The 12,948-nt window shown below is 71.6% G+C and carries 10 protein-coding genes; 2 read left to right on the top strand and 8 right to left on the bottom strand.

Going from position 1 to position 12,948, the window contains the following annotated elements; all coding sequences use genetic code 11:
- From ACH4E8_RS33965 to ACH4E8_RS33935, 7 genes are all read right to left on the bottom strand, one after another.
- Positions 1–258: condensation domain-containing protein (locus ACH4E8_RS33965; protein WP_398455466.1), on the bottom strand; the 258-nt coding region annotated here is incomplete at its 3' end.
- Positions 259–477: 219 nt separating this feature from the next.
- A complete protein-coding gene (locus ACH4E8_RS33960; RefSeq protein WP_398455464.1) occupies positions 478–882 on the bottom strand; it encodes a phosphopantetheine-binding protein in 405 nt (134 codons plus the stop codon).
- A gap of 619 nt (positions 883–1,501) precedes the next feature.
- Positions 1,502–1,828 carry a MiAMP1 family antimicrobial peptide gene (locus tag ACH4E8_RS33955; protein ID WP_398455463.1) on the bottom strand — a complete coding sequence of 109 codons (327 nt, stop codon included), beginning with the start codon at positions 1,826–1,828 and terminating at the stop codon, positions 1,502–1,504.
- 202 nt (positions 1,829–2,030) lie between these two features.
- The gene (locus ACH4E8_RS33950) at positions 2,031–5,090 is read right to left on the bottom strand and encodes a BTAD domain-containing putative transcriptional regulator (RefSeq protein ID WP_398455461.1); all 3,060 of its coding nucleotides are present in this window, start codon (positions 5,088–5,090) and stop codon (positions 2,031–2,033) included.
- Between the two features lie 113 nt (positions 5,091–5,203).
- The gene (locus tag ACH4E8_RS33945; RefSeq protein ID WP_398455460.1) at positions 5,204–6,478 is read right to left on the bottom strand and encodes a nitrous oxide reductase family maturation protein NosD; all 1,275 of its coding nucleotides are present in this window, start codon (positions 6,476–6,478) and stop codon (positions 5,204–5,206) included.
- 1,197 nt (positions 6,479–7,675) lie between these two features.
- Positions 7,676–9,205, bottom strand: a complete 1,530-nt coding sequence (locus ACH4E8_RS33940) for a helix-turn-helix domain-containing protein (RefSeq protein WP_398455459.1) — start codon at positions 9,203–9,205, stop codon at positions 7,676–7,678.
- A 302-nt stretch (positions 9,206–9,507) separates the two neighbouring features.
- Entirely contained in the window at positions 9,508–9,867 is a 360-nt protein-coding gene (locus ACH4E8_RS33935) for a MerR family transcriptional regulator (protein ID WP_398455458.1), read from the bottom strand.
- A gap of 89 nt (positions 9,868–9,956) precedes the next feature.
- On the opposite strand from ACH4E8_RS33935, the gene ACH4E8_RS33930 reads away from it, so the two are divergent.
- Positions 9,957–11,084, top strand: coding sequence for an alkene reductase (locus tag ACH4E8_RS33930; RefSeq protein ID WP_398455457.1), 1,128 nt, complete (start codon positions 9,957–9,959; stop codon positions 11,082–11,084).
- A 42-nt stretch (positions 11,085–11,126) separates the two neighbouring features.
- Positions 11,127–12,164 carry an aminoglycoside phosphotransferase family protein gene (locus ACH4E8_RS33925; protein ID WP_398455455.1) on the top strand — a complete coding sequence of 346 codons (1,038 nt, stop codon included), beginning with the start codon at positions 11,127–11,129 and terminating at the stop codon, positions 12,162–12,164.
- 22 nt (positions 12,165–12,186) lie between these two features.
- On the opposite strand, the gene ACH4E8_RS33920 is transcribed toward ACH4E8_RS33925, so the two are convergent.
- Entirely contained in the window at positions 12,187–12,930 is a 744-nt protein-coding gene (locus tag ACH4E8_RS33920; RefSeq protein ID WP_398455454.1) for a class I SAM-dependent methyltransferase, read from the bottom strand.
- Positions 12,931–12,948 lie beyond the last annotated feature (18 nt).

Genomic DNA, 12,948 nt, shown 5'->3' with positions numbered 1-12,948 from the left:
GAGTTGGTAGTGGGTGGGGATGACTTGGATGGGTTGTCCGTTGGGTCGGGTGAGGAAGCAGGCGGTGAGGTGGGGGTGGCGGTTGAGGACGGTTTTGGCTGCGGTGTTGAGGCGGGTGGGGTCGAGGGGGCCTTGGAGTTGTAGGGCGACTTGGACGATGTAGACGTCGGGGGTGTTCTGGTCGTCGTATTGGGCGTGGAAGAGCAGGCCCTCCTGCAACGGCGCCAACGGCAACACGTCCAAGATTCCCGGCTTCATGAATCCGCTCCCTCTGGTGTCCTTGTTTCTGGAATGGGTCAGGAGGCAGCGCCCGTCCCCTCGATGGACGGACCACCGAGGACGGCTGCTGCTGCATGCGCATGAAAATGGGCTCAGCCCGCTGTGGTGCCGGGTGCCGGCTGAGTGGAACGGTCCAGGGGAAGCGCGCACGGCAATGTCCGGCGGATCGCCAGCGACGATCCACCAGGCGCGCGGAGGTCAGCCGAGTTGTCGTTCGATGTCGTCGAGTTCGGCTTGGGAAAGCGAGATGAGCGGGGTGTCCGCGGCCCCGGACCCGGCTTCCTCACCATGGGAGTCCGCCGTCGATTCCTCGGGCGGTGCCACCTCTCGGACGACGGCGGCCAACTGGGCGGGCGAAGGGTGCAGGAAGATCTCGCGCCGAGTGAATTCCAGTCCGGCCTCCCGAGCCAGACCGACCAGACCGACCGCGGAGATGCTGTCTCCGCCGAGGGCGAAGAACCCTTCGTCGGCGGATACTTCGGGTCGCTTGAGCACTTCGGCAAAGAGCCGGCAAAGGAGCTCTTCGCGGGGTGCCAGGGGCTCGTGTTCACTCGTCATGATGTAGGTCTCCCACGTGAAGCGTTCTGTTCCGGTCGGAGCCATCGGAGGCGGGACGCACGAGCACTTCGTCGGCGTGCGGGAGATGAGACCAGTCCCGGGTACTGGAACTCGTCGGGGGCGCCCTGCCCGATCCCGTACCGGCTGCGGGGGTGCCGGCCCAAGATCGATGCCCACTGACGCTAGACGCGGGATCTGAAAGCTGTAAATCATCCCACCGGCGAGACTTCCGCCCTTCTCCTTCAATGGGAGGGGGTCGACGATGCGGGGTCCCCCCGCTGGTGGAGCGCAGTGACCCTCCGCCGATGGGAGGAGGTCCGGCGTCCCACCGTCTCCTCCTCGGGGACCGAATCGACCCGGAGTGGTCCCGTCGGAGGTTCACCGCAGGTCGTCGCGAGCCATAGCCTCGGCGAAATCCAAACGGCGTTCCAAGCGCTGGTCCAGCGGGGATCCAAGGGGACTCAAAAGGTGCGGGGGCACAGAAGAGGAGCCGGTGTGACCAGACCGATTCCGATCCGGCCGACGCCCGGCTCCGTCGCGTGCCGCGTTACGGCACGACCGTTGATCCCCCTGTGATTCCCTTCCGATCCCCCCTCGGGCGGCCCCCGGCCGCAGGCGGGCGGACGGTCCGCTGAGCGCGTCCGCCGGCCCGCGGCCTCAGCCCTCAGCAGTGGAAGAAGATGCTCTTCCAGCCGAACGGGTCCCGGCTCTCCTGACTGCCCCGGAAGGTGTGGTGCACCACTCCCCGGCAGTCGGAGTCGTTGTACATCGCGGCGGACTGGCCGGTGTACGTGAAGCGGTAGGCGGCCTTGTGGCCGGGGTCGATGTTGTGGCAGCCGCACGCGTGCAGCTCCCTGGCGCTCCCGGTGTTCTGCGGCCCCGCCCAACTGAGGAAGGTGCTCGCGACGGCCGTGCCGCCGGTGCCCAGGAGGAGGGCGCAGGCGAGCGCCGTCGAGCCGAAGGCGGTTCGGACGGAGTGAGGTGTAAGCATGGGGCTCCTGTTCGCGTCGTTCGTCTCCCGGTCTTCGGCACGCGGTCGGCCGCAGGCCGTGCTGCCGGTGCCGTGTGCCGTTCCGTACCGAGTCGTCGCAGGTCGCGACGGCCCGGGTGGGGCGCACCAGACCGGGTGGGTACCTTCCGAGGTCCCGCACAGCAGCCTTCCGATACGCGCTCTCCGCCCGGTCACACCCCGGTCACTCCGCCGCCCGTACGCCCGCGACCCGTACCCCTTCCGCCTCGCACGCCTCACCGACCTCACCCACCTCGTACGCGATGTTCAGCGCCAGCGCGATGCCGTCCCCGTCCCCGGCGCCCCGCTCCCAGGCGTCGGCGTACGCGCCGGCCGACAGGTGCTCCCGTACGACGGATCGCGTACGGGCGTGCAGCGCGGCGAACGGGTGGAGCCCCGTCAGTTGCGCCCCCGTGACCTGCCGGTGGCGACGGGCCGCACCGAGGACGACGACCGCCTCCCGGTGCCGGCCGAGCGCGCCCAGCGTCCAGGCCAGCGTCTCCAGGCTCCACGCGGGACCCCAGTTGTCGTCCACGGCCCGCTGCCGGACGAGTGCGTCGCACAGCGGAGCGAGGGCCAGGCGCGGGTCCCCGTGCAGGAGCTCGGTGAGCCCGGTGCACCACTGCGCCCAGGTCAGCGCCCATTCGGCACCTGCCGCCTGCGCCTCCGCGACGTACGCGGCGCAGGCGGTACGGGCGGCGTCCCCACCGCCGAGGAAGGCCGTCGCCATGGCCCAGAACATGGTCGCCATGTGCGCGTCCCCCGACTGCCCGCCCGCGGCGAACTCCGCCCGCGCACGGGCGAGCCGGTCGATCGAGGCGGGGTCGCTGAGCACCAGCAGGCCGTGTACGCCCGTCATGTACTCCACCGGCGCGGCCTGCGGCGCGCCGTCCGCGCGGGCGGCCGTACGACACTCCGCCAGGTACGCGGTGGCCGCCGGGTCACCCTGGACCAACGCGATGAAGGTCTTCATCGCCGTCACCACCACGGCCGGCGCCCCGCCCGCCCCGCCCGCGGCATCGGGGAACCGGGCCGACAGGCTCTCGATCCAGTGCCGCGCCTCTCCCAGCGTGCTGCCGAAGAACCAGGCGCGGGTCCGCATCAGATCGACGGTGATCTGCGCCCCGGTCGGCGCCCGGCCCGGGTCGGCACGGCAGAAGTCCAGCGCGGAACGCACGTTGGGCAGCTCCATCCGCAGCCGCTCCAGCCAGCCGACCTCGTCGGGTCCGCACCACTCGGCCGCGGCGCGGGCGGCCAGGTCCCGGTAGTACTCGCAGTGCCGCAGGCGCACCCCGGTCGCGTCGCCCTCCGCGCGCAGCCGCTCCGCACCGTACTGACGGATGGTCTCCAGCAGTCGGTAGCGGGACGTGCTTCCGTACCGCCGACGGCCGGCGTCCCCGTGGTCGACCGTGACGACGGACTTGTGGACGAGGCCGTCGACGAGGTCCAGCACCGCCGCGCGGGCGATGCCGCCGCCCGTGCACACGGACTCGACGGCCACCAGGTCGAACCCGCCCACGAAGACCGAGAGCCGGCTCCACAGCAGCCGCTCCGCAGGCGTGCACAGGCCGTGGCTCCAGTCCATGACGCCGCGCAGCGTGTGCCGGTACCGACCCGGACCAGCCATGACGCCCGACGGCCCGGCGCTGGACGGCTCGACGCCCGACTGTCTGACGTCCGACGGTTCGACGCCCGGCGGGCCGGCGCCCGGCACGCGTTCGTGCCGGGCTGACAGCAGGTGGAAGCGGTCCTCCAGGCGTTCCAAGACCTCCTCCACGGTCAGTGCGCTCAACCGTACGGCCGCCAGTTCGATGGCCAGCGGGATGCCGTCGAGACGCCGGCACAGCTCGGTGGCCGCCGCGGCGCGCCGCTCGTCGGCCCACGCTGGCGCGCCGCTCGCGGCCGATCGGTCGACCAGCAGCCGAACCGCCTCGCACGGGGTCCCGTCCGGCCCGTCCCGCAGGGTCAGGCACGGTACGAGCAACACGTGCTCCCCCGGTACGCACAGCCGTTCGCGGCTGGTGGCGAGCACCCGCAGCTCCGGTGCCGCCCGCAGCAGCCGCAGCACCAGCGCGGCCACGGCGCCCACCAGGTGCTCGCAGTTGTCCAGGACGAGCAGCAGCCGCCGGTCGTGCAGCCGGTCGACGATCGCCTCGCCCGCCGACCGCATGGACTGGTCGCGCAGCCCCAGCGACTCGGCGACCGCCCGCTCCAACAGCGCGGGGTCCGTGAGCGCGGCGAGGTCCGTCAGCCAGACCCCGTCGGGGAACGAGGGCGCGAGCCGCCGCGCGGTCCGTAGCGCGAGCCGGGTCTTGCCGACCCCGCCGACCCCCGTCAACGTCACCAGCCGGCCCTGCGCCAGCAGCCGGCCCGTCCGGTCGATCTCGTGCTCCCGACCGACGAACGACGTCGTCTCGGCGGGCAGGTTCCCCGGCGCGTCCGAAGACGGCGCGCGGTCGCCGGCCGTGAGGAGTGCGTGCCGTCGGGGCGTCGGTACGAGGTCCGGCGCGGCCGTCAGCATCCGCTGGTGCAGGTCCTTCAGTTCGGCGCCCGGGTCGATCCCCAACTCGTCGGCGAGCACCGCGGACACCAGGCGGAAGCACTCCAGCGCCTCCCCCTGCCGACCGCACCGGTACAGCGCCAGCATCCGCCGGGCCCAGAACCGCTCGTCCAGGGGGTGGCCGTCGGTCAGCCGCCGCAGTCGCGGCAGCGCGTCGGCGGGCCGCCCGCACGCCAACACGGCGTCGACCCACGCCTCCTGGGCGGCCAGGTGCTGCTCGTGCAGTGCGGGTACGACGTCCTGGAACCGCTCCACCGGCAGATCCCCCAACGGCTCGCCCCGCCACAGCCCGAGCGCCCGGTCGAACAGCTCCGCGGCCCGCTCCGGGCGCCCCTCACCCGCTGCGGCGCGCCCCTCGGTGACGAGCGAGGCGAACCCGCGGACGTCCAGCCGGCCCGGCTCCGCGACCCGCAGCACGTACCCGCACCGGTCGGTCAGCACGACGCCGGGCCCGAGGGCGCGACGCAGGCGAAGGACGTAGTTCTGCACGGCGTTCCGCGCGCCGTGCGGCGGCCCGTCCCCCCAGAGCCGGTCCACCAACGCAGCCACGGGGACCACCCGGTCGGCGTCCACCAGCAAAGCGGCCAGCACGGTGCGCAGTTGCACCGCGCCGACGACCACGTCCCGCCCGTCCCGCACGACGTGGACCGGCCCCAGGATCCCGAACTCGTACTGTGCGTCCATCGCCGCGATGCTAGAACACAGAGTGACGACTCCGGTGCGGTGCGTGCAGGGTTGGTGGGGGTGCGGTCTGGCCTTCTCGACCGTCGAGGGCGCGCCTCACGGCCCGAAGGCGGTCACGGCGTGCAGACGACGCCCGCGCACTGGGCCGCCTGGCCGTTGCCGCCGGCCCGGTTGCCTCCGCCGTCGACGTTGCCCGGATCCGCGAAGACGCCCCAGCCGCCGTTGTTGCGGGCGGTGTTGTCCTGGAGGGTGTGGACGGCCTTGGAGACGTGGATGCCGTCGCCGTTGTTGTCGTCGGCGGTGTTGCCGACCAACCGGTTGCCGGACCCGGCAGCGGCGTCCCCTTCGACGGAGATGCCCCGCGAATTGTTCCCGTTGGCCTGGTTGAACTCCAGCGCGTTGTTGACGGAGAGCTCCAGGCTGATCCCGTCCCCGGTGGTGTCGCTCGCGATGTTGGACCGGATCAGGTTGTTGTCGGAGTCGCTCAGCTCGATGCCGCCGGTGTTCAACCGGACGTCGTTGCCGGTGATCGTCGAGCCGTGCGCGGACTGGAGGAAGATGCCGCTGTCGCCGCTGCCCTGAAGGGTGTTGTTCAGGACGCGGTTGCCGTTGGAGCCCGAGACGATCAACCCTGCGTCCGCGTTCCGGGTGGAGGAGTTGCCCTGGATGAGGTTGTCGTTCGACCCGAGCCGTACGAGGAAGGCGCCGTCGCTGCTGCCGCCGACGGTGTTGGTCAGCAGCGTGTTCCCGCTGGAGCCCTCCAGCACCAGCCCGGCGTCGCCGCTGCCGGTGATCTCGTTCCCCTCGATGCGGGTGTCGGCGGAGTCCTGCACGAAGACGCCCTCGCCCTGGTTCCCGGTGATCGTGTTTCCGGCGATCGCATTTCCGCTCGCTCCGCCGAGCGACGTCACGCCTCTCTGGGACTGCCGGTCGATGAGGTTGTTGCGCACCTGGTTGTTCCCGCCGGCGCCGTTGAGTTCGACGCCGGAAACTTCGTTCAACTGGACGGTCAGCTCTTCGACGACATTCCCCGAGGCGCCGGGGTTGAGCTGGACTCCGTAGTCGAAGTCCTGAATTCCTCCGGGATTGCTGCTGCTGTTGGTGATGGTGGTGTTGTCGAAACCGTCGTTGCGGATCCCGACGCCGAGACCGACGCCGTCGACGGTGTGCCCGTTGAGGTCGACGACGATGCCGCTGCCGCCGACGACCAGCCCGTCCCCGGGGCAGTTGAGCAGATCGGCAGTGAGGACGACGCTGGTCGTGACGGTCTGGCCACACGCGAGCTGCGCCGCGTGCGCGGCCGGCGCGGGCGTCACCGCGCCCAACAGCGCGGTGGCGCCCACTGCTGCGAACCACCCTGAAGACAGCGTCCGGGAAAGGCGGATCATGCCCGTACTCCTTCTACCGTGCGTTGCTCGCCGACCTCATGAACCGGGCTCGGGTCCTTGAGGATGACGACGAGGCGGGCGGCCCGCCCCCTCGCACAGCGTCAAGCGAGAGCAAGCCGAAGGCTATGGAGCGGCAAGGAATGACCAAAGCCGGAAGAAGGTTGACCGATGTGTTTTTCGCCGTACGTCTGTCCTGTCGATTCCCTAGCTTTTTCTGTCACTTTTTCATGCATGGAACACCCATAAGGGAATGTGTGATTCCGCCTTAGACGCCATCGTCACTCGCATGCACCGACAGAGCCCGGGTGGCCGCCCGACCTGCCGCGATGCGCTCGCCAGCCAGTCCAGGGACCACCGGACCTACCACGGCCATGCCCGCCCAAGTGGCCGACCGCGCCGCACGAGCTCCCGACGCCATCCCACCGGCCGCTACCGGCCACCCTGTCGGCCCACCCCGGCTCGGGCGGTGGGGTGACGTGCAACCGGGGCCTTCCGCTGCTGGGTGTTCACGTGACGGTGCTCAGCTGTGTCGTTCGAGGAACGGACGCTGTTCCGCGGGATTCCGCGGCTCTGTGCCCCAGAGACGTCGACCGCCTCCGCGGCGATTGGAGGGTCGTCGGCGTGGACGAGCCGGTTCGGCAGAGTCAGCCTGTACCAGCCGCCGTCCGTCGGACCGCTGATGGCCGCGATCTTGGGGAGGATGTCTTCCGGTGCCCGCTGGGTGGGTGAGGCAGTCACGACACAGCCGGGAGGCATGGATCGCGTAGCGAGGGTGAGCGGCGTCGCGCCGGTCGAGCCACTAGCCCGGCGCGGGTGACAGCGCGGACCGTCTTTTCCAGCGCGGCCCGCTCCGCCTCGTCCAAGGTGGATGCCGGCAGGGATGCGGCCGCGGAGTCCGTAGCCGTGTTCACGTGCCCAGGCCCGGATGCCGTTGCAGGACGCCATGGCGCTGGTCTGTGGCGGTGGGGGCGACGGCGGGGGTGGCCTCGGATCAGTGGGCGGGGAGCCGCCCCTGCTGTACCGAGCGGACGCCGGCCTCGAAACTGCTTCGTGCACCGAGGCGTTCCATGGGGTCGCTGGCCAGGCGGCGGGCGGTCCGGGGGGACACGCCGAGGTGATTGGCGATGGCTTCGTCGCCGCGCGCCCCCACTCGGCCTGTCTTCAGCAGGCCAGAGAGGGGGCGGCGGTATTCGTGCATCAGATGTCGCGGAAGATCTCGATCTGCGCCCCCACCGAGTTCAGCCGCTCCGCCAACTCCTCGTACCCGCGGTTGATCACGTAGACGTTCCGCAGCACGGACGTGCCCTCCGCGGCCATCATCGCGAGGAGGACCACCACGGCCGGGCGCAGGGCCGGGGGGCACATCATTTCGGCGGCGCGCCAGCGGGTGGGGCCTTCGACCAGGACGCGGTGGGGGTCGAGGAGTTGGAGGCGGCCGCCGAGGCGGTTGAGGTCGGTGAGATAGATCGCGCGGTTGTCGTAGACCCAGTCGTGGATCAGGGTCTGGCCCTGTGCCACGGCCGCGATCGCCGCGAAGAACGGGACGTTGTCGATGTTGAGGCCGGGGAACGGCATCGGGTGGATCTTGTCGATGGGCGCCTCCAGCTTGGAGGGGCGCACCGTCAGGTCGATCAGGCGGGTGCGGCCGTTGTCCGCGGTGTACTCGGTGGAGCGGTCGTGGTCGAGGCCCATCTCCTCCAGCACGGCCAGCTCGATCTCCAGGAACTCGATCGGGACCCGGCGGATGGTGAGTTCGGACTCCGTCACCACCGCGGCGGCCAGCAGGCTCATCGCCTCGACCGGGTCCTCGGAGGGGGAGTAGTCCACGTCCACGTCGATGTTGGGGACGCCGTGCACGGTGAGGGTGGTGGTGCCGACGCCGTCGACCCGTACGCCGAGGGCCTCCAGGAAGAAGCACAGGTCCTGGACCATGTAGTTGGAGGAGGCGTTGCGGATCACGGTGACGCCGTCGTGGCGGGCCGCGGCCAGCAGGGCGTTCTCGGTCACGGTGTCGCCGCGCTCGGTCAGCACGATGGCCCGGCCGGGGGAGGTCGTGCGCTCGACCCGGGCGTGGTAGAGGCCCTCGGTGGCGGTGATGTCGAGGCCGAAGCGGCGCAGCGCGATCATGTGGGGCTCGATCGTGCGGGTGCCGAGGTCGCAGCCGCCCGCGTACGGCAGACGGAAGTTGTCCACGCGGTGCAGCAGGGGGCCGAGGAACATGATGATGGAGCGGGTCCGGCGGGCGGCCTCCGCGTCGATGGCGTCCAGGTCGAGTTGGGCCGGCGGGACGATCTCCAGGTCCATGCCCTCGTTGATCCAGCGGGTGCGCACGCCGATGGAGTTGAGCACCTCCAGCAGACGGTAGACCTCCTCGATGCGTGCGACGCGGCGCAGCACGGTGCGGCCCTTGTTGAGCAGGGAGCCGCAGAGCAGGGCGACGCACGCGTTCTTGCTCGTCTTGACGTCGATGGCACCGGAGAGCCGACGGCCGCCGACGACGCGCAGATGCATCGGGCCCGCGTAGCCGAGGGAGACGATTTCGCTGTCGAGGGCTTCCCCGATGCGGGCGATCATCTCAAGGCTGATGTTCTGATTGCCGCGCTCAATGCGGTTCACTGCGCTCTGGCTGGTGCCGAGCGCTTCGGCGAGCTGACTCTGTGTCCAGCCGCGATGCTGACGCGCGTCACGAATGAGCTTGCCGATGCGTGCGAGGTAGTCGTCTGCCATGTGCAGGAGGTTATCTCAGATATGAGATGCGGCGCGCGCTGGGGGTGTCATCCGAGTGAGGTGCACCCGTTCGTACGAGCCTGCGGCCCTCCGCTTCTGACGTTGCGTCGGAGGGGGCGCCCCGGCAAGCGGAGGCAGTCCATCCGGGTGGTGCCCACCGGCTACCCGCTGCCCCTGTCGTCATGCCTGTGGCGTGTCTCGCATGCGAGATCGGGGCAAAGTGGGCGATTCGCTCCTAGACGTTCGCCGCCCTCGCCGGAGACGCCGGAGACGCCGGAGACGCCGGAGGTGGCCGGAGCCGCTCACTTGCCCGACGCCGCGCCGATCACCTCGTCCAGCACCTCGCGGGACCGCACCAACTCGTCGATCAGGCCGTTGATCCGGGTCCGCTCCTGGGTGAGCCACTGGACGAGCTGGGGCGTGGCCGTCGCCGAAGGACCGCCGTCGGAGTCCCGCATGCACGGCAGCACCTGGGCGATCGTCGCCGTGTTCAACCCCGCCGCCAACAGCTCCTGGATGTGGACCACCCGGTCCACGGCCCGCTCCGGATACTCTCGGTGCCCGCCCGGCGTCCGGTCGGACGCCAGCAGTCCCCGCTTCTCGTAATAGCGCAACGAACGCTCGCTCACGCCGGTGCGCAGCGCCAGCTCCCCGATCCGCACGTCGTCCCCTCCTACGCCTCCGCAAGCCGCGCGGCCTCCGCCGCGCCGCACTTGAACCTGACACCCGTGTCAGGTTCTACGGTACGGCCATGACGCACTCACCCCTCCTCGCACCGTACGAACTCGGCCGCCTCCACCTCCCCAACCGCATCGTGATGGCGCCCATGACGCGGCTGCGCGCCGCCGACGACGGCACGCCCCTGCCCGTCGTCGCCGACCACTACGCCCAGCGCGCCAGCGCCGGCCTCATCGTCACCGAAGGCATCTGGCCGAGCAGCCGCGGCCAGGCCGGCTGGCGGATGCCCGGCCTGGAGACCGAGGACCACATACGCGGTTGGCGCGCGGTCACCGAAGCCGTGCACGCCGCCGGCGGGCGGATCGTCGCCCAACTCATGCACGGCGGACGCCACGGCCACCCGCTCGCCCGGATCGACGGCGACGTCCCCGCCGGCCCGTCGGCCGTGCCCGTGCCCGGAGACGTCCACGTCCCCGGCGGCAAGGTGCCCGCCCCGCAGCCCCGCACCATGACCGTCGAAGACGTCGAACGCGCCGTCCACGACCACGTGCTCGCCGCCCGCAACGCCGTGGAAGCCGGGTTCGACGCCGTCGAACTCCACGGCGCCAACAGCTACCTCATCCACCAGTTCCTGGCCGACAACACCAATCTGCGCGACGACCGCTACGGCCGCGGCAGCGTCCGCGACCGCATCCGCTTCCCGCTGGAGGTCGTGACCGCGGTCGCCGACGCCGTCGGAGCGGACCGCACCGCGCTGCGGCTGTCGCCCGGAAACCCGCAGGAAGGCATGGTGGAACGGAACCCCGGGCCGGTCTACCGGGCCCTGGTCGAGGAGGTCGACCGCATCGGACTCGCCTATCTGCACCTCATCGACGACGACCACTACCCCGCACTGACCGACCTGCGCCCGCTGTGGCACGGCACGCTGATCGCCAACGTCGGCGAGAACCGCGACGCCACCACCAAGGAAGGCGGCGAGGCCGTCCTGCACGAGGGCCTCGCGGACCTGGTCTCGTACGGCCGCGCCTACATCGCCAACCCGGACCTGCCCGAACGCTTCGCCGTCGACGCACCGCTGAACGAGATCGACGCCGCGCACCTCTACGGCCACGGCGCACGCGGCTACACCGACTACCCGACCCTCGCGCCACCGCGGCCCACCGAGCCCGCCGGCCTCGCCGCAAGCGCAGGCACGCACTGAAAAGTGCTGGTGATCGCGGTGCAACGCTGCTGGGATGGCGCCATGCAGCACGAACGGGACAACGGGCCCGCCACGGCGGTGGACCGCGGCGCCTACCAGGACGCGGTCACCCCGTGGGACCGGCCGAAGTGGCGCGCCGCCGCCCTCGCGTGGATCGCGCGCGAACTCGCCGCGCACGGCCTGCGGGAGTCCGGGCCGCGGACCGTACGGCTGCGCCCCTGGTCCGTACTGGTGCGGACGCACGCGACCGGGCTCGGCACCGTCTGGTTCAAGGCCAACCCGCCCGCCAGCGCCTTCGAAGCGCCGCTGACCGAGGCGCTGGCCCGCTGGACGCCCGAGCACGTTCTGCGGCCCATCGCCGTCGACGCCGACCGGGGCTGGTCGCTGCTCCCCGACGGCGGCACCCTCTTCAAGACCGCGCTCGGCGGCGGGCCCGTCGACCCGCGCGCCTGGGAGGAGCCGCTGCGGCAGTACGCGCACATGCAGCGCGCCCTCACCCCGTACGCCGACGAGATCGAACGGCTCGGCGTTCCCGGCGCACGCACCCGCGAGTTGCCCGACGTCGTGGACCGGCTCGTGACCGACAGCACCGCGCTGGCCGCTGACGACCGCCGGCGGCTGCGGGCGCTGCGGCCCCGGCTCGTCGAGTGGTCCGCCGAGTTGGCCGCCGTCGGCATCGAGGACACCCTCGACCACGCCGATCTGCACGAGGGCCAACTCTTCCACCCCGAACCGGGCCGCTACACCTTCTTCGACTGGGGCGACGCCACCGTCTCCCACCCCTTCTGCAGCTTCCGCGTCCCGGCCCGCCGCGTGCTGGCCGAAGACCGCGGGGGTACGGGCCGCGCGGCGCTGCTGCGACTGCGGGACGCGTACCTCGAACCCTGGACGGGCGACGGCGCGAGCTCCGCCGAACTGCGCCGGGCGATGTCCCTGAGCTGGCGCCTCGGCGCCGTCGGCCGGGCCGCGTCCTGGGGCCGGCTCTTCCCCGGGGCCTCCCGCGCGAGTGACGTCGTCTGCGCCGCCCAGAGCGCCGCCTCCCTCCTCGAACTCTTCGACGCCCCGCCGGCCCTCGACTGAGCACCGCGGCCGGCCCGCCCGGTCAGAGGTCGGCGACCAGCAGTCGGTAGCCCAAGTCGGCGGCGTCCAGCGCGAGCAACTCGCCGTACCGGTCGTGCCAGCGGCCGGTCGCCAGGTCGTCCGCGAGCCGCGCCAGCCCCGGCCCGTTCACCTCGTCCCCGGTCTGGGCGAGCAGCGAGATCCCCGCGCGCACCTGCGGGTCGAGATAGGCGTGCGGGCGACGCCAGTACGCGGCGGCGAACCCGTCCGTGCAGTCGTACGGCACCGGGACCGTCTCCTGGCGGGCCCCGCCGAGCAGGTCCGCCAGGTGATCCACGTCGACGGCGCGGGCGTCGTCGAATGCCGCCGCCTCGGGCAGGTAGTCGCGCACCAGCCACCACCGTTCGCGAAAGACGCGCTGGTCCCACGTGAGGACGACCACGCGGCGCCGGGCGATGCGCCGCAGCTCCCGGACGCCCGCCGCGAGGTCCGTCCAGTGGTGGACGGTGAGCACGGCCATCGCGGCGTCGACCGCGCCGTCGCGCACCGGGAGGCGTTCCGCGACCGCCCGCACGGCCGGTGCGGAGTGCGGCGGGCGCTGGTCGATCATGACCCGGCTGGGCTCGACGGCGAGGACGGTCCCCGGCGGTTCGTACGACCCGGTGCCCGCGCCGACGTCGACGACGTCCGCGGCGTCGCCGAGTGCGGCGCGGATCCTCGCGGCGATGCGCGGATCGGGTCGTCGGGTCCGGGCGTACGTCGGGCCGAGCGTGTTGTAGGTCGCCATGGCGGGAGCCTGCCCCGC

Source organism: Streptomyces sp. NPDC017979 (assembly GCF_044328175.1).
Classification (GTDB): domain Bacteria; phylum Actinomycetota; class Actinomycetes; order Streptomycetales; family Streptomycetaceae; genus Streptomyces.
This window is presented reverse-complemented; position numbering and strand designations above follow the sequence as displayed.

Excerpts from the sequence above, each read along its gene's own strand:
- ACH4E8_RS33945 (WP_398455460.1), bottom strand. The coding sequence starts at position 6,478 with ATGATCCGCCTTTCCCGGACGCTGTCTTCAGGGTGGTTCGCAGCAGTG.
- ACH4E8_RS33925 (WP_398455455.1), top strand. The coding sequence starts at position 11,127 with ATGCAGCACGAACGGGACAACGGGCCCGCCACGGCGGTGGACCGCGGC.
- ACH4E8_RS33930 (WP_398455457.1), top strand. The coding sequence starts at position 9,957 with ATGACGCACTCACCCCTCCTCGCACCGTACGAACTCGGCCGCCTCCAC.
- ACH4E8_RS33950 (WP_398455461.1), bottom strand. The coding sequence starts at position 5,090 with ATGGACGCACAGTACGAGTTCGGGATCCTGGGGCCGGTCCACGTCGTG.
- ACH4E8_RS33920 (WP_398455454.1), bottom strand. The coding sequence starts at position 12,930 with ATGGCGACCTACAACACGCTCGGCCCGACGTACGCCCGGACCCGACGA.
- ACH4E8_RS33960 (WP_398455464.1), bottom strand. The coding sequence starts at position 882 with ATGGCTCCGACCGGAACAGAACGCTTCACGTGGGAGACCTACATCATG.
- ACH4E8_RS33955 (WP_398455463.1), bottom strand. The coding sequence starts at position 1,828 with ATGCTTACACCTCACTCCGTCCGAACCGCCTTCGGCTCGACGGCGCTC.
- ACH4E8_RS33940 (WP_398455459.1), bottom strand. The coding sequence starts at position 9,205 with ATGGCAGACGACTACCTCGCACGCATCGGCAAGCTCATTCGTGACGCG.